This window comes from Pseudomonas oleovorans subsp. oleovorans (assembly GCF_002197815.1).
Lineage (GTDB): Bacteria > Pseudomonadota > Gammaproteobacteria > Pseudomonadales > Pseudomonadaceae > Aquipseudomonas > Aquipseudomonas oleovorans.
In genome coordinates, this window is sequence record NZ_NIUB01000032.1 from 33,473 (window position 1) to 57,276 (window position 23,804).

The following is a 23,804-nucleotide window of genomic DNA, read 5'->3' on the forward strand; positions in this document are numbered from 1 at the left end:
CGACGGAGCGATGACATGTACAAGCACAGCCTTGCAGTACTGGCCGTAGCGGCCGCGGTGAGCGGTTGCTCGACCTTCGAGAACCCGGCCGATTACCTGACTTTCCGCAATGAGCCACTGGTCAAGCAGGTCGACCACGGCATGACTCAGGAACAGGTACGCACCCTCGGTGGGCCACCCTCTTCGGACGTGCGCAACAGCGTCACAGGCGGCACCTGCAACAACTATGTGCTGAATGTCGACGGCCTGGAACAGCCCTATTACGTGGACTTCGACGTCAACGGCCGGGTCGACAGCAAGGGCTTCATGACCTGCGAGCAGCACCAGGGCAACCAGCGCAAGAGGCTCTGAATGCGATCAGCCCCGCTGCACGCAGCGGGGCCATTCATTGGCTAGAAGATCAGTGAGAGCAATCCCACCACCACGATCAGGCCGATGATGAAAATGATACCGACGGTACCGCCCAGAAACTTCAGCATGCTGACTCTCCTTTTTCGAGGCTCACCAGTTGTGACCTCGGCCTGGCAGTCAGCGTTTAGCTTTTTTCTTCACCTGCAGCGGCAAGCATCAGGCGCCCGGGCGACGGACGATCTTGATGCTGTACTCCATCTGCGGCTTGCGCGTCACGCTCACCGCACGACGACTGACGGTATCCAGCGTGATGTTCCAGAAACCACTGGAGGGCACGCGGATCTTCGCCGGGAACTTGATGAAGGCGCCGCCGTGGTAACTGTGCCGGCCACGGTTCCTGAATGCGCGAAAGTTGGCATCGTTCATCAGGCGGATGTTGCAGGGCTGCGAACACTGGATGACCACCAGATCGCCCTCTTCCAGATGCTCGCGTTGATGGATGAATTTCATCGTTTTCGGACTCGGTGGTGAAACGGGGGCGCAATAGTGCCGTAAGCGGCGCTTCATCGCCAGCAGCGCCGACGAGTCACTTGCGTACGCCGTCAGCACTGCCTAGCATGCGCGCCCATCACAGTACCGCGCTGCTTCCATGAAAGCCCTGCTCGACCGCATTCCCATCCTGATTACCCTGCTCAAGCGCTATCCCGGCCTGGTCGCCCTGTTCGGCTTCTGCTCGGGTGTGGCCAGCTTTCTGCTGGTCGACCGCCAGGCGCATCTGGCCAAGGTCCTGGGCGTGGTGCTGGTAGTCAGCTGGGTCTGGCTCATTCTGGAAAATCTGCTTCGCGAGCGTATTGCCCGGCGCTTCGGCTTCGAACTGCCATTGCCGCTGCTGCGCTACGGCACACAGATGATCCACCAGGAAAGTCTGTTCTTCGTCTTGCCGTTCTTCTTCATCACCACCACCTGGAACAGTGGGCAGTTACTGTTCAGCGGCCTGCTGGCGCTCGCCGCCCTGGCCTCTATCACCGACCCGATCTACTACCGCTGGCTGGCGCCCAGGCGCTGGTTGCTGTTGATCTTTCACAGCCTGGCGCTGTTCGCGGTGATGCTGACCGCGCTGCCGATCATCTTTCACCTCAGCACCCCGCAGACCTACCGCATTGCCCTGCTGATCGCCACGCTGCTGGCGCTGCCGAGCCTGCCCGGCCTGATCGGCTTCACCGGCTGGCGACGCATTGTGCTGCTGGCCGCCTTGCCTCTGGCGATGGCCAGCGCCGGCTGGCTAGCGCGGGCCTGGGTGCCGCCGGCAACGCTATGGCTGACCGAGGTGGCGATCAGCGATCGCTTCGATGGCGAACAACGCATGCCAGGCGATAGCCTGCAACAGATCAGCCCGGAACAGCTGCGCGATGATGGGCTTTACGCCTACACCTCGATCAACGCCCCACGCGGCCTCAACGAACGCATCTACCACGTCTGGCAGCACAACGGCCGGGAAGTCGACCGCATTGCGCTGGACATCAACGGCGGGCGCAAGGAGGGCTATCGCGCCTGGACGCACAAACTCAACTTCCCGGCCTCCCCCGAAGGCCGCTGGCAGGTGCGGGTCGTCACCGAAGCCGGGCAGATGATCGGCGTACTGCGCTTCGACGTGGTCGCTGCCACGGCCAAGTGATAGCATGCGCGCCCCATGCAGCTCACCGAACTCAACCAACGCCTCGCCGACCTTGGCGCCAAACCCCAGCATATCGGGCGCATTACCCGTGCCTGGCTGCAGGGCAAGCCGTTGGACACCGGCACCAAGCATCAGAAGACCGAGAACTTCCTGCCCCTGACGGTACGTGAAGCACTGCCGACCATCGCCAGCGAACTAGACGCACTGGCCCGGCTGCGCTCCGAGCATCCCGGCGCAGATGGCTCGGCTCGCCTGTTGGTGGAGCTGGCGGACAAACAGATGGTGGAAAGCGTACTGTTGCCACGTGATGGCCTGTGCATCTCCAGCCAGGTGGGCTGCGCCGTTGCCTGTGTGTTCTGCATGACCGGCAAGAGCGGCCTGCTGCGCCAGCTCAGCAGCGCCGAGATGGTCGCCCAGGTCGCCCTGGGGCGGCGCTTTCGTCCGGTGAAGAAAGTGGTATTCATGGGCATGGGCGAGCCGGCGCACAATCTCGACAACGTGCTTGAGGCCATCGATCTGCTTGGCACCGAGGGCGGCATCGGGCAGCGCAATCTGGTGTTCTCCACCGTTGGTGACCCGCGGGTGTTCGAGCGTCTGCCCAAGCAACGCGTGCGCCCTGCCCTGGCGCTGTCGCTGCATACCACTGACGCCGAGCTGCGCCAACGCCTGCTGCCCAAGGCGCCGCGCATCGATCCTGAAGAGCTGGTGGAACTGGGCGAAGCCTACGCGCGCACCATCGACTACCCGATCCAGTACCAGTGGACCCTGCTCAAGGGCATCAACGACAGCCAGGAAGAGATGGACAACATCCTGCGCCTGTTCAAGGGCAAGTTCGCCGTGCTCAACCTGATCCCCTACAACAGCCTGGAAGCCGACGACTACCAGCGTCCCGAAGGCAAGCGCATCGTCGAGATGGTGCGTTATCTGCACAGCCGTGGCGTGCTGACCAAGGTGCGCAATTCGGCCGGCCAGGATGTCGACGGCGGTTGCGGTCAACTGCGCGCCCGCGCAGTGGATGCGGTCAATACCAGTCGCTTGCACAGAAAGCGCGGCTGAGGCTCAAGAACAGCACCAAGAGCCGATACAAAAGCGTACAGAGAGACCACACGTCCCGCTGGCGAAAGCCAGCACTGTATTTGCCTTGCAGACAACTGCCTTGCATGGATGCAGCCCCGTCGTCTTGGTGCCCAGGAGCCCATTCATGAAAATCGCCCACAAGGTCGGTATCGCGGCCGCTACCGTGCTGTTCCTTACCACCAGCCTGCTGTCGCTATCCCAGGTCAGCTAGGTCCGCGACACCCTGCGCAGTCAGGTCGAATCGAGCAATGCCCTGGCCAGACAGATCGAGAATTGGCTAAACGCCAAACTGCGTCTGATTGACCTGATGTCGCAAACCATCGACAGCAGCTACAGCCCTGAAGAAAATCAGCGTGTATTCGATGCGCCACTGTGCGCTGGAAGCGGACGGCAAGCCAATCAAGAACAGCGACGACTGGAAACCCAGCGCCGACTGGGACGGCCGTAAACGCCCCTGGTATGCGACCGGCAAGGCTGGCAACCAGGCAGTGCAGACCGGACTCTACGTCGACTCCACCACCAATGAAATCCTCATCTCTGCTGTCGCCCGGATCAGCGACGCGGGTCAGTTTCTCGGCGTGTTCGGTGGCGATATCCGCCTGCAATCGGTGGCCGATGCGATCAACACCCTGGACTTCAATGGCGCCGGCTATGCCTTCCTGCTCAGCCGCTCGGGCAATATCATTTCCCACCCCAATGCCGAGTACAACGGCAAGTCCTACAGCGAACTGTTCGACGGCCAGAGCCCGGCGCTGAGCAAGGAACTGCACGAAGTCGAGGCCAGCGGCAAGAACCTGCTGGTCTCCTTCACCCCGCTACCCAACCTGCTTGGCATGGACTGGTACATCGGCGTGGTGATGGCCGAAGCCAACCGCCTGACCTGGCTTGCCGTGGTCGGTACCGTGGTCGGCGTGGCCATCAGCCTCGTGGTGCTGGGCCTACTGATGAACAGCCTGCTCAAACCACTGAGCCTGCTCAGCACCTCGTTGCGTGAGATCAACAGCGGCGAAGGTGACCTGACGCGCCACCTGGCGATCACCAGCAACGACGAAAGGTCCGCGGGTGGTTTGCGCCAGGCCGAAAGCCGCATGCAACAGAGCCGCGATACCGCCAGCAAGACCGCCGAGGACGCAATCGCAGCCAACGACATGCTCGGCCGCATCCGTGAGGCGATCACCCGCATCAACGACATGAACCTGCAGATCGCCACCGCAGCCGAAGAGCAGAGCGCGACCACCGAAGAAATCAACCGCAACACCACCAACATCCGCGACATCAGCCACGAGCTGGCTGGCGGTGCCGAGCAACAGGTCCGGCAGTGCGCCTCGATGGTGGAACAGGTCGGCCAGCAGGATCGTCTGCTGGGGCGCTTCAAGGTCTGAGGCTCCTGCCGCAGAGCGATTCAGCACAATAGAAAACGCCGCAACCTGCAAAGGTCTGCGGCGTTTTGTTTTTCAGGATGGCGAATGCACAACAAAGTCTATGCTTGCAGGATCAAAGGAGAGACCGACCATGACCGATCAGGAAAAAGACCCCCAAGCGCCTCTGACCCTGCGCGAAATGCTGCAAAGCGTGCTGGCCGCCGCCCTTGGCGTACAGAGCGGGAAAAATCGCAGCCGTGATTTCAGCCGCGGCAAGCCCAGCCATTTCATTCTGCTCGGCGTGCTGTTCACCACGCTGTTCGTGGTTGTATTGCTGGGCGTGGTGAAACTTATCCTGCACCTGGCGACTGGCTGATCACTCCAGCAGGGAGGCAATCGAGCACTGGTAACGCTGACGCTGAGGCTGCGACAGCACGCTGAACTGGCGAAAGTCCATACCAATATCCGGCTGTGCAAGGCGTTCGAGCAATTGTTTTGACTGCGCCCTGTCGACAGTACGCAACAGCGACGCCACCTGATCCTTGCCTCCACGCTCGGCGAAATCCAGCCCCCGCGCGTGGTCGCTGAGCATCACCAAAGCGCAGGCGCCCAAAAGAAAGTGACCACTGGCCAAAATATCGATACGTCCGTCGATACGCGCCTTTAGCACGCGCTCCGAGTTGTTCAGGGCCGTGTAATGCAGGGTTCTGCCCAGCTCATTGGCTGCACGCAATACACCAAAGGCCATTTCATCGTTGGCAGACCAGATCAGGCTGACCGCCGGATAACGCGGCAACAGAGCAATCGCCTGCTCGTATGCCCGCTGTTCCTGCCACTCACCATGAACCGCCTGCATCAGCTTGATATGCGGTGCTTCACTCAAGGCACGCTGCAAGCCGGCCTGACGCAGAGTTGACGAAGGCGTACGGTTGACCCCGGCAAACGCCAGCAACTCGGCAGGCTTGCCATGGGTCAGGGCGATCAGCTCACGCGCCATCAGATAACCGGCCTCCTCATCGTTGGGCACCAGGCTACCTATCCAGTTTCGGTGGTACTCGCGGCTGCCACCGATAAGGGCCTGCTGCTCTTGGGTCAAGGTACTGTGCAGGGCAAACAGCCTGGCATCGCTGTTTTCGAACAGACGCAACAATGCCGGCCCCAGGAACAGTTCATTGGTGAAAATCAGATAATCGGGGTGCTTACCTGCAAAAACCTGCTGGGCATTGCGCAACATCCTTTCAGGATCGCGCTCGCCGTACAGCACCTCCAACTCGACGCCCAGGTCTCCAGCGGCATCCTGCATGTAGCGGCTGTAATCGCTCCAGAAACGCTCATTGGCGTAGCCAGGGTTGAGAAAAACCATGGTCGGCACGCGCGGTTGTGCCGACGCCAACGCGCAGCAAAACAACAGTCCCAGACCCAGCATCCACCTGCTCACATCGCCCCTCCTCGATAATCGGGGCGCAGTATAAGGTGTTAATGGCAAAAGGCCGACCGCTAATGCGTGTCGGCCTTCGCCCTCACTGTCCGCTGACCCAGAAGACCGCCGTACCTACCGCAATCAGGATCAGGCAAAAGATCGCCCAAGCATCGATAACGCTGTCGGAACTTTCCACTTCAGTGTGCTCGGTCATGGTTCCCCCCTCTTCTTGTGCTTTTGGGTGATGCACACTGAATTTAAGACCAGCCTTGGCCTTCGCTCAAACCATATGGTTATGCTCTGGGGCGGTCTTATTCCCTAAACCAAGGTTTATATATTCAAACATCACTTTTACGCATAAACCTGAGCTGGTATCGTGCCCCGGCTCCTCGGGGAGTGCGCGGCCGTGCGCGCTGATTGGCAGTAAGTAGCCTGAAAACAGGACCCTTCATGTACGTATATGACCAGTACGATCAAAAGATCGTCGAGGATCGCGTCAAGCAGTTCCGCGATCAAACCCGCCGCTACCTCGCCGGAGAGCTGAGCGGCGAGGAATTCCGTCCGCTGCGCCTGCAGAACGGTCTGTATATCCAGCGTTACGCGCCCATGCTGCGCGTCGCCGTGCCCTACGGCCTGCTGTCGTCCGCTCAGGTTCGTGCGCTTGCGCGCATCGCCCGCGATTACGACAAGGGCTACGCGCACATCAGCACCCGGCAGAACGTGCAGTTCAACTGGCCGGAGCTGGAAGACGTGCCGGAGATTCTTGCCGAGCTGGCCACCGTGCAGATGCACGCCATCCAGACCAGCGGCAACTGCATCCGCAACACCACCACCGACCAGTTCGCCGGTGTGGCCAAGGACGAGATCGTCGATCCGCGCCCCTGGTGCGAAATCATCCGTCAGTGGTCGACCTTTCATCCCGAATTCAGCCACTTGCCGCGCAAGTTCAAGATCGCCGTCAACGGCGCCGTGAGCGACCGCGCCGTCATCGAAGTGCATGACATCGGCCTGGAAGCAGTGAAGAACGAGGCCGGCGAGCTGGGCTTCCGTGTTTCCGTCGGCGGCGGCCTGGGGCGTACCCCGATCGTCGGCAGCTTCATCAACGAATTCCTGCCCTGGCAACACCTGATCAGTTATCTCGACGCCATCCTGCGCGTGTACAACCGCTATGGCCGTCGCGATAACAAGTACAAAGCGCGCATCAAGATTCTGGTCAAGGCGCTGACCCCCGAGGTGTTCGCCGAGCGCGTGAACGCCGAATGGGCGCACCTCAAGGATGGCCCGGCCACCCTGACCGAAGCCGAAGTCGCCCGCGTTGCCGCACACTTCGTTGATCCGGCCTATCTGCCCCTGCAGGACGAAGATGCCCTGCTCGCCCGGCAGGACGCCGAGCATCCTGGCTTCGCCCGCTGGCGCCAGCGCAACACCTTCGCCCACAAGAAGCCTGGCTACGTGGCCGTGACCCTGTCGCTCAAGCCAACTGGCGTAGCGCCGGGCGACGTCACCGACAAGCAGCTCGATGCCATCGCCGATCTGGCCGATCGCTACAGCTTCGGCGAGGTGCGTAACAGCCATAACCAGAACATCATCCTCGCCGACGTCGAGCAGCGTCAGCTGCTGACCCTGTGGGGTGAGCTGCGCGAACAAGGCTTCGCCACGCCGAACGTGGGCCTGCTGACCGACATCATCTGCTGCCCGGGCGGCGACTTCTGCTCGCTGGCCAACGCCAAGTCGATCCCGATCGCCGAAGCCATCCAGCGTCGTTTCGATGATCTGGACTACCTGTTCGACATCGGCGACATCGACCTGAACATTTCCGGCTGCATGAACGCCTGCGGCCACCACCACGTCGGCCACATCGGCATCCTCGGCGTCGACAAGAAAGGCCAGGAGTTCTATCAGGTATCGCTCGGCGGCAGCGCCGGCCGTGACGCCAGCCTGGCGCAGATCCTCGGCCCATCCTTCGCCGAGGCGGACATGGCCGATGTGATCGATAAGATCATCAAGGTCTACGTCGAGCAACGCACCGAAGAAGAAAGCTTCCTCGATACCTACCGCCGCATCGGTATCGACCCGTTCAAGGAGCGCGTCTATGCAGCGAATCATTAAGAACGGTCAGGTGGTCGACGAAACCTGGCACCTGCTGGCCAAGGACGTGACCCTGGACGTCATTCCCAACTGCGATGACATCATCGTCCCGCTGGCCCTGTGGCGCGAGCATGCTCACGCCCTAAAGGCTCGCGACGGTGGCCTCGGCGTTTGGCTTGAGGCCAGTGACGAGATCGAGGAAATCGCCGATGACCTGGCGCATTTTCAGGTCATCGCCCTGGAATTCCCGGCCTTCACCGATGGCCGTCATTCCTCCACGGCCTACCTGCTGCGCACCCGTTACGGCTACAAGGGCGAAGTACGCGCCATTGGCGACGTGCTGCGCGACCAGCTGTTCGCCCTCAGGCGTGTCGGCTTCGATGCCTTCGCCCTGCGTGCCGACAAGGATCCGTACGATGCACTGAAGGCCTTCGAGGATTACAGTGAGGTCTACCAGGCGTCGGCAGACCAACCGCTGCCCCTGTTCCGCCGCCGCGCCTGATCGCAGCGAGAACGACGCAAACGCCCCGACTGGTTCGGGGCGTTTTGCTTTCAGGCGCCGGCGTTCGGCAGCCCGTGCGGCCAGCGCACACACAAAAACGCCGCGCCCTGTGAGGGGCGCGGCGTTTTTTGATCCTCGGCAATCAGCCGGCTGGATCAATCCTCGCGATAGCGACGCAGCTTCAGCGCCTTACCAGCGACGCGGGTGTCTTTCAACTTGCCGAGCAGACGATCCAGGCCATCTTCCGGCAGCTCGACCAGGCTGAAGGTCTCACGGATCTGGATTCGGCCGATGGCTTCACGAGCCAGACCGCCCTCATTTAGGATAGCGCCCAGCAGGTTCTTCGCAGCAATGCCGTCGCGCGTGCCCAGGGCGGTGCGGCAACGCACGCGACCTTCGGTCAGCGGTACCGGCGCACGGCGCTCGCGATATTCGCCGCGCTCACCACCACGCTCGCCGTCACGTTCACGACGCTCACGCGGAGCACCACCAACGCCCGGCACCAGCGGCTGCTCGCGCTCGACAGTGGCCAGATCCAGGGCCTGGCCGTTAGTGGCCTTCTTCAGCAGCGCAGCGGCCAGGGCACGTGGGCTGCAGCCGATATCGGCGGTCAGGCGGTCGAGCAGATCGCCATGGCTGGCTTCGGCATCAGCCACCAGCGGCGCCAGGCTGCTGGTGAGCTTCTTGATGCGCGCATCGAGCACCTGCTGGGCGTTCGGCAGCTTGACCTCGCCGACCTTCTGCCCGGTGACACGCTCGATCACCTGCAGCATGCGGCGCTCACGCGGGGTTACCAGCAGCAGCGCACGGCCATCGCGACCGGCGCGGCCGGTACGGCCGATACGGTGTACGTAGGACTCCGGGTCGTACGGCATGTCGACGTTGAACACGTGGGTGATGCGCGGTACGTCGATACCACGAGCAGCAACGTCAGTCGCGACGACGATGTCCAGACGACCATCCTTGAGCGACTCGATCACGCGCTCACGCTGGTTCTGGGCAATGTCGCCGTTCAGCGCAGCGGCCTTGAAGCCTTTGGCTTCCAGGGCAGCAGCCAGGTCCAGAGTGGCCTGCTTGGTGCGAACGAAAGCGATCAGCGCGTCAAAATCCTCGACTTCCAGCAGGCGCAGCACGGCGTTGGTCTTCTGATCGGCATGGATCATCAGGTGCGCCTGCTCGATACGCGAGACGGTCTGGGTCTTGGCCGCGATCTTGACGTGTTGCGGTTCGCGCAGGTGCTTTTCGGCGATGGCACGGATCGAATGCGGCAGCGTGGCGGAGAACAGCACGCTCTGGCGGCTTTCCGGCATGGCTTCGAAGATCACCTCGAGGTCATCCATGAAGCCCAGCTTGAGCATTTCGTCCGCTTCGTCGAGTACCAGGTACTGGATGGTCGACAGTACTTTCTCGTCGCGACGCAGGTGGTCGACCAGGCGACCAGGCGTGGCGACGATGACCTGAGCGCCCTGGCGAATGGCCTTGAGCTGCGGGCCCATGGGCGCGCCGCCGTATACGGCAACGACGTTCAAGCCAGGCATCTGCTTGGAATAGGTTTCGAAGGCGGTAGCGACCTGCAGGGCCAGCTCGCGGGTCGGCGCCAGAATCAGCGCCTGTGGTTCACGCTTGGTCGGGTCGATTTTTGACAGGATCGGCAACGCGAAGGCTGCGGTCTTGCCAGTGCCGGTTTGGGCCTGGCCGATCATGTCCTGGCCGGCGAGGATCACCGGAATGGCCTGCGACTGGATGGGAGACGGCTCTTCGTAACCGACGGCGGTCAGAGCGGCGAGAATATTGGGGTGAAGTCCGAGCGCGGCGAAGCCGCCGATTTCCTGGGTCATGGGTCTGCCTCAAGTGCATCCGCAAAGACCCATGTTCCAAAACTGCGCATGCCGTGTAAGACCTTGTGGGTCACCCTGGCAGCCTGGTCGGCGGGGATTTGCGAAAACGTGATGAAAGTGAATCGTCAAGGATAGTCCGCTGGGGACTGGCTGCCGGAAGTTAATTTCCCGGGCGAGTTGCACTACCTGAACGTGGCCAGAAAATTGGCCGGCGCGCATCATACCGGAAATTCCTGACCAAGGTGCTGTTTTTTATCCTTACATGTCACCCTGCAGGGGCTTTTCTAGAGCTTTGCGCAGTTTTTACGCCGGGCGGCGCATCAGGTAGCCGGGCGCAAGGCCGCGATCAGCGGCTGCAGCGAATAACCCAGGCGCGGCGCCAGCTCGCCCGCACGCATCTGCAGGCGTCCCATGTTCAAGCGCTGCTCGAGGTCGGCAGGGATCAGCAACACCACGTTGCCCTCCTTCACCGGGCACTCCCAATAATGACGATGGTAGAGGCCACGTAGCAGTGCCGCGCCAAGCGGCTTGCCGTCGTTGCCTGCCCATTGGTTGATGATCAGCCAACCACCTGGATTGAGCTTCTCGCGGCAGCGCTCGAGAAAGCGCCAGGCCAGATGCCCGACACCCGGCCCCTGGTCGGTGTACAGATCGAGAAAGATCAGGTCGGCGGTTTCCGCGCTGTCGAGCAGTTCGGTGGCGTCGCCGATACGAATGGTCAGCCGTGGGTCATCGTCCAGGCCGAGAAACTCCATGGCCAGGCGCGGTACGTCCGGGCGCAGCTCGATGGCCTCGACGTCCTCCAAGGGCAGGAACTTCAGGCAGGCCTGGGTCAGGTTGCCGGCGCCCAGGCCAAGGAACAGTGCGGTTTCCGGCGCATCGTGACACAACGCACCCAGCAACATGGCGCGGGTGTAGTCGTATTCCAGCCAGCTCGGATCGCCCTGGAACACGCAGCTCTGCTCGATGGCATCGCCGAACTCGAGAAAGCGATAGGCGCCAATCTGCACCACACGGATCACCCCGAAGGCATCGCGCACTTCGGCCAGCAGAACCTCGTCCTGCTGCTGCAATTCGTCGTCTGGTGGCAACCCTGGCATCGATACCTCTCCCACAGTGACATCCCGTACCACAACAACCGGGCTAAAGGCGCCGATTGTCATTGAAGCAGCCGCCCCCGGTCACGCAATAATTCCAACACTTGCGCTGCACTCATAACAATAACGAGGTTCGCCATGTACGCCATCATAGGTGCCGGCCCCATGGGCCTGTGCACGGCACGGCAATTGAAGAAGTACGGCATTGATTTCGTCGGCTTCGAGCCGCACAGCGACGTTGGCGGCCTGTGGGATATCGATAACCCGCACAGCAGCATGTATCACTCGGCGCATCTGATTTCCTCCAAGGGCACCACCGAGTTCCGCGAGTTCCTCATGTGCGCCGAGGTGGCGCCCTACCCGCACCACAGCGAGATGCGCCGTTACTTTCGCGACTACGCCAGGCTGTTTCGTATCTACGAGCATTATCAATTCGACACCGGCGTGCTGCAGGTGCAACGCGAGCAAGATGGCTGGAAACTGATCAGCGAGCGCAACGGCGAGCAGGGCGAATGGCGTTTCGACGGTGTACTGATCGCCAACGGCACCCTGCATACGCCCAACCTGCCGCGCCTACCCGGTGATTTCTGCGGAGAGTTGTTGCATTCGAATGCCTACAAGAGCGCGGATATCTTCGCCGGCAAACGGGTGCTGGTGGTCGGCTGCGGCAACTCGGCCTGCGATATCGCCGTCGATGCAGTGCATCGCGCCGCCTCGGTCGACCTTTCGGTACGCCGTGGCTATCACTTCCTGCCCAAGTTCATCCTCGGCAAACCCACCGATACCTTCGGCGGAGCGATCAAGCTACCGCGCGTCTCAAACAGCTGGTCGACGGTCTGCTGGTGCGCGCCCTGGTCGGCAAACCCTCGCAGTACGGTCTGCCCGACCCGGACTACCGCCTGCAGCCGCTGCTGCACCGTTTCACCCGCCTTTCCGGCTGGCTGGCGAACAGGGTGTTGCGCGGCCACTTCCGCTGGCAGACCTTGCCAGCGCCCTTCATCCTGCGCCTGGAAGGACTCAACGTGAATGCCTTCGAGGAATTCGGTGCCGGCGAGATCCTGCGCAATTTCAAGGACCCGGACGAGCCCTATGCCAAGGTCAAGGAGCCGGAATTTCGCGCTCTGTTCAAGAAGCAGGCAAAGGCCGTGCTGACCAAGGACCTGTGGCACCGCGACTTCTCCGATTGCTGGGTGACCGAATGCCTGGCCCCCAGCCTGGTCGGTAATAACTTCAAGCAACTGGGCCAGTCGCGCGGCCTGGATGCAGTAGACGCCTACTTCGAACTGGCCTGCCAGTACCGCGATGCGAGTGGTCAAACGCAACGATGCAGCGGTCGCGCTGACGATGATCAACTGTCGCATCGCCTATCACTGCTGCCTGGAATACCCGGATGACCTGGGCAAGGCGCAGCGCTACGGGCGCTTCCTGCCGGCGCGCGATGTATCGCCGCGCATGCGGCCTGCGCGCGCATTCGAGCCCGCTCCGGCGTCATGAGCCAATACACGTACGAGCTGCGGGGCTTATCGGTTACCATGCGTCTCCGCCTGATCAACCGCTAGAGACGCAGCATGTCGAACGCCTGGAGCCCCGAAAGCTGGAGGGCCAAACCCATCCAGCAGCAGCCTGAATACCCTGATGCCGCGCACCTGAATCGCGTCGAGCAAACCCTGGCCGGCTACCCGCCGCTGGTATTCGCCGGCGAGGCGCGCGAGCTGCGTCGCCAGTTCGCCGAGGTCACCCAGGGCCGCGCCTTCCTGCTGCAGGGCGGCGACTGCGCCGAGAGCTTCGCCGAGTTTTCCGCCGCGAAGATCCGCGACACCTTCAAGGTGTTGCTGCAGATGGCCATCGTCATGACCTTCGCCGCCGGCTGCCCGGTGGTCAAGGTCGGACGCATGGCTGGCCAGTTCGCCAAGCCGCGTTCGTCCGGCAGCGAAACCATCGATGGCGTTACCCTGCCCGCTTACCGCGGCGACATCGTCAACGGCATAGGTTTCGACGTCACCAGTCGCGTACCGGACCCGGAGCGCCTGCTGCAGGCCTACCACCAGGCCACCGCCAGCCTCAACCTGCTGCGCGCCTTCGCTCAGGGCGGTTTTGCCGACGTGCATCAGGTGCATCAGTGGAACCTCGATTTCATCGCCAACTCGGCGCTATCCGAGAAGTATCACCAGTTGGCCAATCGCATCGACGAAACCCTGGCGTTCATGCGTGCCGTCGGCATGGACAGCGCGCCGCAGCTGCGCGAGGTCAGCTTCTTCACCGCCCACGAAGCGCTGCTGCTCAACTACGAAGAGGCCTTCGTCCGTCGCGACAGCCTCACCGGCCGCTGGTATGACTGCTCCGCGCACATGCTGTGGATCGGCGACCGCACCCGCCAACTGGACGGTGCGCACGTCGAATTCATGCGCGGCATCGAGAACCCGATCGGTGTCAAGGTCGGCCCGAGCATGGACCCGGACGAGCTGATCCGCCTGATCGACACCCTCAACCCGGACAACGATCCCGGTCGCCTTAACCTGATCGTGCGCATGGGCGCCGATAAGGTCGAAGCGCACTTCCCGCGTCTGCTGCGCAAGGTCAAGGAGGAAGGCCGCCAGGTGCTGTGGAGTTCCGACCCGATGCACGGCAACACCATCAAGGCCAGCAGCGGCTACAAGACCCGCGATTTCGCGCAGATCCTCAGCGAAGTCCGGCAGTTCTTCGCCGTGCACCAGGCCGAAGGCACCTACGCCGGTGGCATCCATATCGAGATGACCGGGCAGAACGTCACCGAGTGCATTGGAGGTTCGCGCCCGATCACCGAGGACGGCCTGTCCGACCGTTACCACACCCACTGCGACCCGCGCATGAATGCCGACCAGTCCCTGGAACTGGCGTTCATGATCGCCGAAACGCTGAAGCAGGTACGCCGCTGACGAGCCGCGCCCTGGCCAGTGGCCAGGGCGCGAACCGGCTCGCACATCTTCTGTGCGGTATCCGGCATAATGCTGCCCCATCGCGAGCACCGGACAGGTGCCCCAGTTACACCCAGCCGGAAAGGACTCGCGGCCACCCCCCCCCAACAAGGACGATGAACCATGCAACTGCGCACCACCCTCTCCGCTTTCGCCCTGTCCAGTGCTGTCTTGCTGACTGGCTGCCAGAACATGTCCCCCGACGCCATGCTGCAATCCGGCCTGATGGCCGTGCAGGCCGCGACCCTCAGCGACGCCGAAGTACGCAGCATGTCCGACCAGGCCTGCGCTGAAATGGATGCCGAAGCCAATATCGCCGGCCCGAACAGCCCGTACAGCAAGCGCCTGGACAAGATCGCCAACAACCTCGGCCATCAGATCAACGGCACGCCGATCACCTATAAGGTGTATCAGGCCGATGAGGTCAACGCCTGGGCCATGGCCAACGGCTGCGTGCGCGTATACAGCGGCCTGATGGACCTGATGACCGACAACGAAGTGGAAGGCGTGCTCGGCCATGAGATCGGCCACGTCGCCCTCGGTCACAGCAAGAAGGCCATGCAGACCGCCTACGCCACCACCGCCGCGCGCAATGCGGCAGCCGCGTCGGGCAACGGCACCATCGCCGCATTGTCCGCATCGCAGCTCGGCGCCCTGGGTGAGCAACTGGTCAATGCGCAGTTCTCGCAAAGCCAGGAAAACGCCGCCGATAACTTCTCCTTCGACCTGCTGACCCAACGCAACATCCCCCGTGAAGGCCTGGTCACCGCGTTCGAGAAGCTGGCCAAACTGGGCGGCGGCGAAGGCAGCATGTTCTCCTCGCACCCGGGTTCCAGCGACCGCGCCGCCAACATGCGCACCCGTCTGGCTGCCAAGTAAAGGTGATGTTCAGGGGCTGCAGTGCAGCCCCTGTTTCATTGGGAGATTGCCATGTCGATACTGCGTAACGGCTTGCTACCGTTCACTCTGCTGCTGCCGCTCGGCGCCTGGGGTGATTACGACAAGCAGTACCAGGCCTGCCTGGACGCCAGTGGAATGATCAACAATGCCAGCGTCGCCGGCTGCGCCGAAGGCGTATCGGAAACGGTTAAGAAGGAGATGAACCGCATCTACCAGCAGCTGTTCCTCAAGCTGCAGGAAAGCCAGCCAGCGGACGCCGAACAGCTGGAAACGGCGCAGAAGGCCTGGTTGATCTACCGCAACGGCCAGTGCGACCTGCAGGGCAAGCACGTCGGCTCGCCGATGTACTACACCTGCCCGATGGAGCTGAATATCCAGCGCGTTGAGGAACTGAGGTTCCTGCTGGAAAACGGCGGCTAACCGAGCAAGCCCCGCAGATTAACGTTCGGCGCCAGCCACACCTCTTCCAGGCCCAGCCAATGGGCCAGCGCGCGCAGCGAATCGCCCAGCGCCAGGCGCGCCTCCTCGCTCAACACCGCGTCCTCCAGATGCACGGCATGCACCGCCAGGCGCCCGGTAGCGCGCTCGCTGCGCAGATCCACCCGCGCCAGCAGGCGTTCGTGGTGCAGGAACGGCAGCACGTAGTAGCCATACACGCGCTTGGCCTGCGGGGTGTAGATCTCCAGGCGATAGCGAAAACCAAACAGCCGCTCGGTGCGCTCGCGTTCCCAGATCAGTGAATCGAACGGCGACAGCAAGGCGCTATGGCGAACACGCCGGGGAATGCGCGGCTCACCACGGCAATAGGCCACCTGCCGCCAGCCTTGCACCGCGACGGGCAACAACTCGCCCGCCTCCACCAATTCGGCAATACGGCGCTTGCTGTCACTGACGTCCAGCCGGTAGTAGTCGCGCAAATCGCGCTCGGTCGCGACGCCAAGGGCATCGGCAGAACGAAGCAACAGGCGGCGCTGCGCCTCGTCCTCATCGAGATCCGGGTGATTCAGCATATCCGCGGGAATGACCCGCTCCGGCAGGTCGTACAGCCTTTCGAAGCCGCGGCGCCCGGCCACAGTGACCAGACCTGCAGCGAACAGCCATTCCAGCGCCATCTTTTCCGCGCTCCAGTCCCACCAGGGGCCGGCCTTCTCGGTACGCGAGGAAAGGCTGCCGGCGCCCAGCGCACCGCGCTCGCGCACGGCCTGCAGCACACTGTCTATCGCGTCACGCCGCTCCACGCCGAACTTCGCCAGCTGGCTGTAGATGCCCTGCCCATCCGCGGCTCGGCGCATTCGCCAGCGCAGCAGCGGATAAAGCTCGAGCGGCAACAGCGAGGCTTCGTGCCCCCAGTATTCGAACAGCCGCCTGCGCCGCAGCCGGCCCCAGGCCAGTTCATCGAGGTGCTCGGCCTGGTAATGACCAAGACGGGAAAAAGCCGGCAGGTAGTGCGAGCGCACCAGGGCATTGACCGAGTCGATCTGCACCACGCCAAGGCGCTCGATCTGCGCCTGCAGTTGCTTGTGGGCGATGGCGCCGCGTGGAGTACGGCCGAACCCCTGAGCAGCCAGGGCCAGGCGGCGGGCTTCGGCGAGAGAAAGTGAAAGCGTCATGGCGACAGCCTATCAGGCAGTTTGGCTGCCGACGAGTTCAGGCCGGCGCGGCGAACGCGTGGCGAAAGGTGAAGGCCTGCGCCGTCGCGCCATACTCGCGCAGATGAGCCAGGCGCTCGGCGGCCTCGACCACGCTCGGCCGATGCTCGGCGGGCACCCACCACAGCACCTGGTGCGCCTGCTCGACACGCTCGAACCATTCGCGACGGCGCTTGAGCATCTCGGTATGTGCCGATTTGTAGACGTAATCGCCGGGCGACTGCACGTCCTGCCAAAGCGACATGTTGACCCACACCTCGTCACCGAACGGACGGATTGCCGTGGCATCGCCCGCCTCGTCCTGCAAACGCCAGACATAGCCGGGCGAGCCTTCAGCCAGTGCATTGATACGCTCCAGATTGGCGACGAAGTCAGCCATCTCCGCTGACTCCAGCGACGCCTTCATCCAGGCAATGTTCAGTTGGGCCAAGTGATAAGCGGACAATTTCCAGCCTCCATGCGTCAGGGTTGCTGCGGCAGGCCACGCCAGCCGGACAGACGTCGACGCAACCAGGCCTCGCTGCTGACCAGGGTGATGCCCGACAGCACCAGCGCCGCGCCAATGATGAAGTTCAGGGTCAGCGGTTCGTCCAGCACCAGCACGCCGAAGGTGACGCCAAACAGCGGGGTCATGAAGGAGAACACTGCCATGTTCGAAGCCAGGTAGCGGCGCAGCAGCCAGAACCAGGTCAAGTAGGTGAAGAATGACACCACCACGCCCTGCAGCAGAATGCTGGCGATGGCCACAGGCGTCCAACGCAGCTGGGACAAGTCCACCACCACCAGCGCGTACGCCAGCAGCAGCACGAACGCCACCGCTAACTGATAGAACAGGGTCAACCCGGCCGGCGCTTCGGACAGGCGCGAACCCCGCACGACTACCGTGGTCGCGCCCCAGGCCATGCCGGCGCACAGCCCCAGCGCATCGCCCAGCAGCATACCGGCATCGACCTCAGCCCAATTGCCACCGACACCAAATGCCATCACTACACCGCCGAAACACAAGGTGATACCCAGCCACTGCAGGCGTCGCAAGCGCTCGCTGGGCAACAGAAAGTGCAGCCCAAGCGCCGAGAAGATCGGCGCGGTGTAGAGAAATACCGCCATATGCGAAGCCGTGGTGTAGCGCAGGCCAAGGGCGATGAAGAAGAACTCCAGTGCGAACAACACGCCCGCCAGCAGTCCAGCCAGCCACGTCGAGCTGACCCATTCGCGCCATCCGCGCTGCCACAGCAAGAGCAAGCCGACCAGCACGGCGGCGATGCCGGAGCGCAAGGCCACCTGCAGCATGGGCGCGATATCGCCCGCCGCCAGCTTGATTGCCACCTGCTGGCTACCCCAGATGGCGCATAACAACAGCATCAGTTGGAACAGGAAAAAATCGGCGCCCTTGCGTACCGCGGTCATTCAGCAACTCCTGTCATGTACCACTCTCTTTCTCAGCGGGTCATCCCAGAACGGCCGTTCGGCCTCCTGCAACACATCGGCGCGGGACAGTCCCAGGTCCTTCAATGCAGCATCATTCAGTTGCGCCAGCTGTGCCCGCTTGTGAGCCAGTTGACGCCAGCGCCGCAGCATACGCCATACGCCGACCAGTGACGGCAACCGTTCGAAGTGGATGGCCTGAGCCAACGCATAACCTTTCTGACCTTTCATCTTTTCGCCCTCCCTGTGGGGTTGGCGTCAGTGTCGGGCCCAGCTTTAGATCAATCCAGCGAATGTTTCTTATGGCATCCATCTCGAGGATTGATGAATGGCCTTCCACCCCAGTATTGATGCCGAATTGCTGCGCAACTTCGTTGCCATCGCCGACACCGGCGGTTTCACCCGCGCCGCAGAAACGGTCAATCGCACCCAGTCAGCCGTGAGCATGCAGATAAAGCGGCTGGAGGAAGACGTGGTGCAACGCCCGTTGTTCGAGCGCGACGGCCGTCAGGTGCGGCTGACGCCCGAGGGCCAGGTGCTGCTGGGTTATGCGCGGCGCATCCTCAAGCTGCATGGCGAGGTACTCAACACCCTGCGCGAGCCGCATATGGTCAGTGTCGTGCGCATCGGCACGCCGGACGACTACGTGATGCGTTTTCTGCCGGAGATTCTCTCGCGCTTCGCCCAGGCCTATCCGCTGGTGCAGGTGGAAGTGCATTGCGAGCCTTCGGGACAACTGCTGCTGCGCCAGGATCTGGACCTGACCATCGTCACCCGCCAGCCCGGCAAGGAGATCGACCAACTGCTGCGCCAGGAGCGCTTCGCCTGGGCCGTGGCCCAGGGCTTCTGCCCACATGAACAGAACCCCATGCCACTGGCCATGTTCAACGCCGAGTGTTTCTGCCGCGAATGGGCCTGCAACGCGCTGGATGCGATGAGCCGTCCCTACCGCATCGCCTACACCAGCCCCAGCCTCTCGGCGATCTTCGCCGTGGTGCGCGCGGGCCTCGCGGTCACTGCGCAACTGCAAAGCCTGATCACCCCCGACCTGCGCATCCTCGGCGAAGCCGAAGGCCTGCAGCTGCTGCCGCTGACCAGCATCGTGCTGCTGAGCAACGACAGCAGCCAGTCACCCGTCACCGAATGCCTGGCCGAGCATATCGTCTATGGTTTTCGCCTATAGGCGGCCACCCGACTCCAGCGCGAGCAGCAGCGCACAGAGCAGCAGGAAGCCACAGAACAGGCTGCGCAGCAGACGCTCCGGCAACGAATGCGCCAGGCGCACCCCCCAACTGATGCTAAGCAGGCCGCCAACCGCCAGCGGCACACCCATCCACCAGTTGACGTGATCGTGCAGTGCGTAGGTAAACAGTGTGACGCCGGTACTGGGCAATGCCAGCGACAGCGAGAGCCCCTGCGCCACCACCTGCGTGGTGCCGAACACACTGGTCAGTACCGGCGTCGCCACCACCGCGCCGCCCACACCAAACAGCCCGCCCATCGCACCGGACACCCCGCCCAGCACGCCAAACCAGCCCCAGTGATGACGCAACTCGCCACTGGCCGGCCCCTGAGCCATCAGCATGCGCAGCAGGTTGTATGCCGCCAGGGCCAGCAGGAAACCGACGAAAGCCCAGCGCATGGTGCGCGAGTCCACTTCTACTGCATACAACGAGGCCAGCCAGGCACAGAAGAAGCTGGTGACACCGAGCAGCAACGCATAGCGCAGATCGATGCGATTGCGCTGATGGTATCGCCAGATCGCCAGCATCACGTTCGGCACCACCATCACCAGCGCGGTGCCCTGAGCCAACTGCTGATCCAGCCCGAAAACGATGCCCAACACCGGAATGGCGATCAGCCCGCCGCCAATGCCAAATAACCCGCCCAGAGTCCCCAGGCCCAGGCCGAGCAATAGATTGAGCAACAGGTCGAACAGATTCATGACACCTCCAGACAGTGGGCGCATGTTAAGCAGCCACGGCTAGCGTGGAAACGCACAGCAGCGCACAATGGCTTTGCTTATCTCACATAAGAAGGCTGCCATGAACCCCGATGCACTGACCGACCAGTTGGAGCTCTTTCTCGACGTGCTGGAGACCGGCAGCTTCTCCGCAGCGGCAAGGCGCCATCCGCTCACGCCCTCGGCAGTGGCACGGCGCATCGACGCCCTGGAGCGCGCCATGGGCAGCAGTCTGTTCAGTCGCACCACTCATGCGGTACGCGTCACCCCGGCGGGCCTGGCGTTCGCCGAGCGCGCCAGGCGTATCCTTGCCGAGCTGCACCTGGCCCGCGCCGAAGCGGTGTCGTTGAGCAGTGCACCGGAAGGCCTGATTCGCATCGACGCCCCCTCACCCTTTGGGCGCCGCCACTTGGCTCCGGCGATTGCCGAGTTCCTGCGCGCAAACCCCGGCCTGGACGTGCAACTACGCCTGATCGACAGCTTCATCGACCTGCAGGGCGAACACCTGGGTGAGGTGGATATCGTCGTGCGTATCGGCCCCCTGCCCGACAGCCGCCTGGTGGCCACGCCGCTGGCGTCGATGACGCGCATCGTCTGCGCCAGCCCGGAGTATCTGCGTCGACGCGGCATTCCGCGCAGCCCACTGGAACTGGAACAGCACGACGGCCTCGATTGGGACAGCCTGGCGCCCCCCTACGCCTGGCGCTTTGAAGTCGACGGCAAGCTGCAGTTGTGCAAGCCCAAGCGCCTGCGCCAGACCAGCAACAACGCCGAAACCCTGCTGTTCAGCGCCCTCGCCGGCCTGGGCATCGCCCACCTGCCCACCTGGATGAGCAGCGAGCATCTGCAACGTGGCGAGCTGATCCCGCTGTTCTGCGAACAGGGCCTGCCACCCATCGAGCCGGTAAGCATCTACGCCCTGCGCCTGGAGCGCGAGGCCAGCCCGCGGACACGCCTGCTGCTGAGTTTCCTGAAGCAGCGCTTCGGCTTTCCGCCGCCCTGGGATCAGGCACTGCAAACCAGCCTGGCCATCCCACAGCAGTAAGATCATGACCCTAGGGCGCGCCGCGCGCACCACGAAAACCGCCGCGTGACAGCCACAAAAAACCCGGCACCTAGGCCGGGTTTCTCGTACAGTTTACGCTCAGGCCGGAGCCTGGGTGCGGCCCTTGTAGGAACCGTCACGGGTATCGATCTCGATCCAGTCGTCGATGTCGACGAACTCGGCAACCTTGATCTCGGTACCGTTGCGCAGCTTGGCAGGCTTCATGACCTTGCCGGAAGTGTCGCCACGAGCAGCGTTCTCGGTGTAGACAACCTGACGCACGATGGTGGTCGGCAGATCGACGGAGATCACCTTGCCTTCGAAGAACACGGCTTCGCAGACATCGTTCATGCCTTCTTCAATGAACGGCAGAACGCTTTCCAGATCTTCGGCGCGCAGCTCGTAGGAGTTGTACTCCGGATCCATGAATACATAGTCCTCACCGCTGATGTAGGACAGATTCACTTCCTTGCGCTCGAGAATCACCGGCTCCATCTTGTCGTCGGCTTTGTAGACGGTCTCGGTCTTGGAACCGTTGAGCAGGTTCTTCAGCTTCATCTTGACGATGGCGCTGTTACGTCCGGACTTGGTGAACTCGGCCTTCTGGATCAGCCACGGCTGGCCATCGATCAGGGCCACGCTGTTGACTCTCATTTCTTGTGCAGTTTTCATGCGAATATCCGAAATATGCGGGAGGTACAGAAATCTAGGCCGCGTATAATAGCCAATTTAGGTAAAACTGTTCCAGCGTCGTGGCAAGATCCGACCGAGTGGCCTGATCGTCACACCATTGCTCGGCGTGTCGCTGCAGTACCGGCCATACCTCGAGAAGCGCAGGCCAGGCCGTTTCCATCCCTTCCCCCGCATTCCAGGCTCGCCAGAATTCAGCCTGAACGGCAGCGGCTTCAGGCATCAGATCGGCGTTATAAATCGCCAGAAACGCCTCAAGTTTGTCCCAGTGCGCCCGTTCCTCCTGCGGGTAGATGTGCCAGAGCAGCGGCCGCCCCGCCCATTGCGCTCGCACGAAGGAGTCCTCGCCACGCACCGCGTTGAGGTCGCAGCACCACAACAGGCGGTCGTAGTCATCCTGCGCCACGAAAGGCAGCACATGGATCAGCAGATTGCCGCGCCGCCGCTGATCACCAGGCAACAACTGCGCCTCGCCCAGCCAGGCCTGCAGATCCGCCAAAACCTTGCCCTGCGGCACCAGCAATTGAGTCGACTGCGAATCGGCTGCCAGCGCATCAAGCCAGCCCGCCACCCCCGCATTTTCATAAGCGAACAACGAAATCAGTCGCGCCCCGGCTTCCCTTATCACGCCAAGCGACTGCAGGAACGCCTGCTGCGCCTGCGCGTCAGCCTGAAAGGAACGCCGCCTCGCCAACAGATCGGCTTCGCGCAGCAAACCGCCCGTGCCCTCCACGAATCCAGGGAAGAAAAAGAATTTTTGCAAGCCTCCAGGCTGCGGCGATGGTAGGCCATGGCAGCCTGCCACCCAGTCCTCGGCACTGAGGTATTCCAGATTCAGCCACAAGCGGCGCGTGCCGCTGGCCACCATCGCCTCGATATAGGCAGACGGCAATTGACAGGCGAAGGCCTCGATCACTACCTGCGCAGGCTCAACCGCAGGGAACGGCTCACGCCACTGGTGCACCTCGACACCGCTCCAGCGTTGCCATTCAGCATCGACACTGGCCTCGGGACACAAGCGTACGAAGGCGCCCAACTCGTCGATCCACAGGCGCACAACATGCCCCTGCTCGGCCGCCAGTTGCCGGGCCAGCCGCCAAGTCACGCCGATATCACCGTAGTTGTCGACCACGCTGCAGAAGATGTCCCACCTGGCCACACTGCGCCCCTTCGGAAAATGATCGCCATTCTAACCGGCGAACAAGAAAAAGCCCGCCAGAGGCGGGCCAAGGGGAGCGCTGGAGCGAGCGCGGGGTAAAACAGTGAATCAGGCCAGCAGCGAATCGCCCTCACGACGAATAGCGCTGCTGAGCATCCAGACCGTATGGCAAGCCAACGCAGCCTCGCGGGAAGCGAAGGGGCCGGCTTTCGGTTGGCCGTCCACCATCACCAGCCAGCACGCCATATGACCGTCGGAGCGGAGCTCAGCCGGTACCGCACTACCAACCAGGGAAACCACATCGATACGGGACATCATGACCTCCAATCCAACTCAAGCTCTGTTGGGCTCAACATTAGGCCGATGCAGCGCTAGACAGAAATCAGTGCTCTCGATAGTGACCATGGATATTGCCAATGGCAGCAGCACAGGCGCCGACACAAGCTGCGCCATGCACCTGACAGGCAGAGTGGCCACGCAATCGGCATAGGGGGCAGTTCTGATGAACTGCGCCCCTGCCACACCACCCGGCATGCGGGTCCGCACCGGGCGGTTCGAGGGATTGAGGTTATGAGAGTCGGGCTAATCCCAGGCGGTCGAACCAGGCCAG

General features: G+C 62.5%; 26 protein-coding genes and 1 pseudogene. 14 read left to right on the top strand and 13 right to left on the bottom strand.

Annotation, left to right across the window (positions count from 1 at the left end; translation table 11 throughout):
* The first annotated feature begins 15 nt into the window (after nucleotides 1-15).
* Complete coding sequence (osmE, locus tag PSOLE_RS17545; RefSeq protein ID WP_003460211.1) at nucleotides 16-351, top strand: osmotically-inducible lipoprotein OsmE; 336 nt, start codon at nucleotides 16-18, stop codon at nucleotides 349-351.
* Between the two features lie 41 nt (nucleotides 352-392).
* Here the strand turns inward: osmE and PSOLE_RS25285 are convergent, their stop codons facing one another.
* Nucleotides 393-479 (bottom strand): small membrane protein YohP, encoded by an 87-nt coding sequence (locus PSOLE_RS25285; protein ID WP_442873392.1) that lies wholly within the window; start codon nucleotides 477-479, stop codon nucleotides 393-395.
* A gap of 88 nt (nucleotides 480-567) precedes the next feature.
* Entirely contained in the window at nucleotides 568-861 is a 294-nt protein-coding gene (locus PSOLE_RS17550; protein ID WP_003460213.1) for a DUF1883 domain-containing protein, read from the bottom strand.
* Between the two features lie 139 nt (nucleotides 862-1,000).
* Here PSOLE_RS17550 and PSOLE_RS17555 point away from each other — a divergent pair, with 139 nt between their 5' ends.
* From PSOLE_RS17555 to PSOLE_RS17570, 4 genes are all read left to right on the top strand, one after another.
* Nucleotides 1,001-2,026 carry a DUF5924 family protein gene (locus PSOLE_RS17555; protein ID WP_074858758.1) on the top strand — a complete coding sequence of 342 codons (1,026 nt, stop codon included), beginning with the start codon at nucleotides 1,001-1,003 and terminating at the stop codon, nucleotides 2,024-2,026.
* A gap of 15 nt (nucleotides 2,027-2,041) precedes the next feature.
* Entirely contained in the window at nucleotides 2,042-3,082 is a 1,041-nt protein-coding gene (locus PSOLE_RS17560; RefSeq protein WP_003460216.1) for an RNA methyltransferase, read from the top strand.
* A gap of 383 nt (nucleotides 3,083-3,465) precedes the next feature.
* Nucleotides 3,466-4,485, top strand: a complete 1,020-nt coding sequence (locus PSOLE_RS24975; protein WP_280177067.1) for a PDC sensor domain-containing protein — start codon at nucleotides 3,466-3,468, stop codon at nucleotides 4,483-4,485.
* A 130-nt stretch (nucleotides 4,486-4,615) separates the two neighbouring features.
* Nucleotides 4,616-4,840, top strand: a complete 225-nt coding sequence (locus PSOLE_RS17570) for a DUF2970 domain-containing protein (RefSeq protein ID WP_003460218.1) — start codon at nucleotides 4,616-4,618, stop codon at nucleotides 4,838-4,840.
* Here the strand turns inward: PSOLE_RS17570 and PSOLE_RS17575 are convergent, their stop codons facing one another.
* Nucleotides 4,841-5,890 carry an ABC transporter substrate-binding protein gene (locus PSOLE_RS17575; protein WP_003460219.1) on the bottom strand — a complete coding sequence of 350 codons (1,050 nt, stop codon included), beginning with the start codon at nucleotides 5,888-5,890 and terminating at the stop codon, nucleotides 4,841-4,843.
* A gap of 444 nt (nucleotides 5,891-6,334) precedes the next feature.
* On the opposite strand from PSOLE_RS17575, the gene PSOLE_RS17580 reads away from it, so the two are divergent.
* Complete coding sequence (locus tag PSOLE_RS17580) at nucleotides 6,335-7,993, top strand: nitrite/sulfite reductase (protein ID WP_074858761.1); 1,659 nt, start codon at nucleotides 6,335-6,337, stop codon at nucleotides 7,991-7,993.
* Entirely contained in the window at nucleotides 7,977-8,474 is a 498-nt protein-coding gene (locus tag PSOLE_RS17585; protein ID WP_003460226.1) for a DUF934 domain-containing protein, read from the top strand. The genes PSOLE_RS17580 and PSOLE_RS17585 overlap by 17 nt, the downstream gene beginning before the upstream one ends.
* 155 nt (nucleotides 8,475-8,629) lie before the next feature.
* Here the strand turns inward: PSOLE_RS17585 and PSOLE_RS17590 are convergent, their stop codons facing one another.
* Nucleotides 8,630-10,312: a DEAD/DEAH box helicase gene (locus tag PSOLE_RS17590; protein ID WP_074858763.1), complete on the bottom strand. Its 1,683-nt coding sequence runs from the start codon at nucleotides 10,310-10,312 to the stop codon at nucleotides 8,630-8,632.
* 320 nt (nucleotides 10,313-10,632) lie between these two features.
* Complete coding sequence (locus PSOLE_RS17595; RefSeq protein WP_074858766.1) at nucleotides 10,633-11,412, bottom strand: spermidine synthase; 780 nt, start codon at nucleotides 11,410-11,412, stop codon at nucleotides 10,633-10,635.
* A gap of 135 nt (nucleotides 11,413-11,547) precedes the next feature.
* On the opposite strand from PSOLE_RS17595, the pseudogene PSOLE_RS17600 reads away from it, so the two are divergent.
* From PSOLE_RS17600 to PSOLE_RS17620, 5 genes and pseudogenes are all read left to right on the top strand, one after another.
* Nucleotides 11,548-12,311, top strand: a pseudogene (locus PSOLE_RS17600) (flavin-containing monooxygenase); the annotation flags it as partial.
* 120 nt (nucleotides 12,312-12,431) lie between these two features.
* Entirely contained in the window at nucleotides 12,432-12,803 is a 372-nt protein-coding gene (locus tag PSOLE_RS17605; protein WP_174575453.1) for a hypothetical protein, read from the top strand.
* Nucleotides 12,804-12,977: 174 nt separating this feature from the next.
* Nucleotides 12,978-14,324 (top strand): class II 3-deoxy-7-phosphoheptulonate synthase, encoded by a 1,347-nt coding sequence (locus PSOLE_RS17610; protein ID WP_074858769.1) that lies wholly within the window; start codon nucleotides 12,978-12,980, stop codon nucleotides 14,322-14,324.
* A 162-nt stretch (nucleotides 14,325-14,486) separates the two neighbouring features.
* Nucleotides 14,487-15,242, top strand: a complete 756-nt coding sequence (gene loiP, locus PSOLE_RS17615) for a metalloprotease LoiP (protein ID WP_017676950.1) — start codon at nucleotides 14,487-14,489, stop codon at nucleotides 15,240-15,242.
* A gap of 51 nt (nucleotides 15,243-15,293) precedes the next feature.
* The gene (locus PSOLE_RS17620; protein WP_059392101.1) at nucleotides 15,294-15,683 is read left to right on the top strand and encodes a lysozyme inhibitor LprI family protein; all 390 of its coding nucleotides are present in this window, start codon (nucleotides 15,294-15,296) and stop codon (nucleotides 15,681-15,683) included.
* Here the strand turns inward: PSOLE_RS17620 and PSOLE_RS17625 are convergent.
* The 4 genes from PSOLE_RS17625 to PSOLE_RS17640 are packed head-to-tail and all read right to left on the bottom strand — an operon-like array spanning nucleotide 15,680 to nucleotide 18,568.
* Complete coding sequence (locus tag PSOLE_RS17625; protein WP_074858772.1) at nucleotides 15,680-16,873, bottom strand: winged helix-turn-helix domain-containing protein; 1,194 nt, start codon at nucleotides 16,871-16,873, stop codon at nucleotides 15,680-15,682. The genes PSOLE_RS17620 and PSOLE_RS17625 overlap by 4 nt on opposite strands.
* A gap of 37 nt (nucleotides 16,874-16,910) precedes the next feature.
* Entirely contained in the window at nucleotides 16,911-17,357 is a 447-nt protein-coding gene (locus tag PSOLE_RS17630; RefSeq protein ID WP_074858775.1) for a DUF3291 domain-containing protein, read from the bottom strand.
* A 17-nt stretch (nucleotides 17,358-17,374) separates the two neighbouring features.
* On the bottom strand, nucleotides 17,375-18,319 hold the full coding sequence (locus PSOLE_RS17635; protein WP_074858778.1) for a DMT family transporter: 945 nt from the start codon (nucleotides 18,317-18,319) through the stop codon (nucleotides 17,375-17,377).
* Nucleotides 18,320-18,568 (bottom strand): DUF1127 domain-containing protein, encoded by a 249-nt coding sequence (locus PSOLE_RS17640; RefSeq protein ID WP_074858781.1) that lies wholly within the window; start codon nucleotides 18,566-18,568, stop codon nucleotides 18,320-18,322.
* 97 nt (nucleotides 18,569-18,665) lie between these two features.
* On the opposite strand from PSOLE_RS17640, the gene PSOLE_RS17645 reads away from it, so the two are divergent.
* Nucleotides 18,666-19,520, top strand: coding sequence for a LysR family transcriptional regulator (locus tag PSOLE_RS17645; protein ID WP_074858784.1), 855 nt, complete (start codon nucleotides 18,666-18,668; stop codon nucleotides 19,518-19,520).
* On the opposite strand, the gene PSOLE_RS17650 is transcribed toward PSOLE_RS17645, so the two are convergent.
* Nucleotides 19,515-20,282 (bottom strand): sulfite exporter TauE/SafE family protein, encoded by a 768-nt coding sequence (locus tag PSOLE_RS17650; RefSeq protein ID WP_074858788.1) that lies wholly within the window; start codon nucleotides 20,280-20,282, stop codon nucleotides 19,515-19,517. The two genes, PSOLE_RS17645 and PSOLE_RS17650, sit on opposite strands and share 6 nt — an antisense overlap.
* A gap of 100 nt (nucleotides 20,283-20,382) precedes the next feature.
* On the opposite strand from PSOLE_RS17650, the gene PSOLE_RS17655 reads away from it, so the two are divergent.
* Entirely contained in the window at nucleotides 20,383-21,345 is a 963-nt protein-coding gene (locus PSOLE_RS17655) for a LysR family transcriptional regulator (RefSeq protein ID WP_074858791.1), read from the top strand.
* A gap of 99 nt (nucleotides 21,346-21,444) precedes the next feature.
* Here PSOLE_RS17655 and efp read toward each other — a convergent pair whose 3' ends face one another.
* The 3 genes from efp to PSOLE_RS17670 form a co-directional block, all read right to left on the bottom strand.
* Nucleotides 21,445-22,017, bottom strand: coding sequence for an elongation factor P (gene efp, locus PSOLE_RS17660; RefSeq protein ID WP_074858794.1), 573 nt, complete (start codon nucleotides 22,015-22,017; stop codon nucleotides 21,445-21,447).
* A gap of 34 nt (nucleotides 22,018-22,051) precedes the next feature.
* The gene (gene earP, locus PSOLE_RS17665; protein WP_074858797.1) at nucleotides 22,052-23,194 is read right to left on the bottom strand and encodes an elongation factor P maturation arginine rhamnosyltransferase EarP; all 1,143 of its coding nucleotides are present in this window, start codon (nucleotides 23,192-23,194) and stop codon (nucleotides 22,052-22,054) included.
* A 108-nt stretch (nucleotides 23,195-23,302) separates the two neighbouring features.
* Nucleotides 23,303-23,509, bottom strand: coding sequence for a hypothetical protein (locus PSOLE_RS17670; RefSeq protein ID WP_074858799.1), 207 nt, complete (start codon nucleotides 23,507-23,509; stop codon nucleotides 23,303-23,305).
* Between the last annotated feature and the right edge of the window lie 295 nt (nucleotides 23,510-23,804).

Bases quoted from the DNA above. Each gene is read 5' to 3' on its own strand.
- PSOLE_RS17610 (WP_074858769.1), top strand. From the start codon at position 12,978: ATGTCGAACGCCTGGAGCCCCGAAAGCTGGAGGGCCAAACCCATCCAG.
- PSOLE_RS17625 (WP_074858772.1), bottom strand. From the start codon at position 16,873: ATGACGCTTTCACTTTCTCTCGCCGAAGCCCGCCGCCTGGCCCTGGCT.
- PSOLE_RS17670 (WP_074858799.1), bottom strand. From the start codon at position 23,509: ATGTCCCGTATCGATGTGGTTTCCCTGGTTGGTAGTGCGGTACCGGCT.
- PSOLE_RS17655 (WP_074858791.1), top strand. From the start codon at position 20,383: ATGAACCCCGATGCACTGACCGACCAGTTGGAGCTCTTTCTCGACGTG.
- efp (WP_074858794.1), bottom strand. From the start codon at position 22,017: ATGAAAACTGCACAAGAAATGAGAGTCAACAGCGTGGCCCTGATCGAT.
- PSOLE_RS17590 (WP_074858763.1), bottom strand. From the start codon at position 10,312: ATGACCCAGGAAATCGGCGGCTTCGCCGCGCTCGGACTTCACCCCAAT.
- PSOLE_RS17580 (WP_074858761.1), top strand. From the start codon at position 6,335: ATGTACGTATATGACCAGTACGATCAAAAGATCGTCGAGGATCGCGTC.
- PSOLE_RS17645 (WP_074858784.1), top strand. From the start codon at position 18,666: ATGGCCTTCCACCCCAGTATTGATGCCGAATTGCTGCGCAACTTCGTT.
- PSOLE_RS17595 (WP_074858766.1), bottom strand. From the start codon at position 11,412: ATGCCAGGGTTGCCACCAGACGACGAATTGCAGCAGCAGGACGAGGTT.
- loiP (WP_017676950.1), top strand. From the start codon at position 14,487: ATGCAACTGCGCACCACCCTCTCCGCTTTCGCCCTGTCCAGTGCTGTC.
- PSOLE_RS17570 (WP_003460218.1), top strand. From the start codon at position 4,616: ATGACCGATCAGGAAAAAGACCCCCAAGCGCCTCTGACCCTGCGCGAA.
- PSOLE_RS24975 (WP_280177067.1), top strand. From the start codon at position 3,466: ATGCGCCACTGTGCGCTGGAAGCGGACGGCAAGCCAATCAAGAACAGC.
- PSOLE_RS17635 (WP_074858778.1), bottom strand. From the start codon at position 18,319: ATGACCGCGGTACGCAAGGGCGCCGATTTTTTCCTGTTCCAACTGATG.
- PSOLE_RS25285 (WP_442873392.1), bottom strand. From the start codon at position 479: ATGCTGAAGTTTCTGGGCGGTACCGTCGGTATCATTTTCATCATCGGC.
- PSOLE_RS17555 (WP_074858758.1), top strand. From the start codon at position 1,001: ATGAAAGCCCTGCTCGACCGCATTCCCATCCTGATTACCCTGCTCAAG.
- PSOLE_RS17650 (WP_074858788.1), bottom strand. From the start codon at position 20,282: ATGAATCTGTTCGACCTGTTGCTCAATCTATTGCTCGGCCTGGGCCTG.
- PSOLE_RS17550 (WP_003460213.1), bottom strand. From the start codon at position 861: ATGAAATTCATCCATCAACGCGAGCATCTGGAAGAGGGCGATCTGGTG.
- PSOLE_RS17640 (WP_074858781.1), bottom strand. From the start codon at position 18,568: ATGAAAGGTCAGAAAGGTTATGCGTTGGCTCAGGCCATCCACTTCGAA.
- osmE (WP_003460211.1), top strand. From the start codon at position 16: ATGTACAAGCACAGCCTTGCAGTACTGGCCGTAGCGGCCGCGGTGAGC.
- PSOLE_RS17585 (WP_003460226.1), top strand. From the start codon at position 7,977: ATGCAGCGAATCATTAAGAACGGTCAGGTGGTCGACGAAACCTGGCAC.
- PSOLE_RS17575 (WP_003460219.1), bottom strand. From the start codon at position 5,890: ATGCTGGGTCTGGGACTGTTGTTTTGCTGCGCGTTGGCGTCGGCACAA.
- PSOLE_RS17560 (WP_003460216.1), top strand. From the start codon at position 2,042: ATGCAGCTCACCGAACTCAACCAACGCCTCGCCGACCTTGGCGCCAAA.
- PSOLE_RS17620 (WP_059392101.1), top strand. From the start codon at position 15,294: ATGTCGATACTGCGTAACGGCTTGCTACCGTTCACTCTGCTGCTGCCG.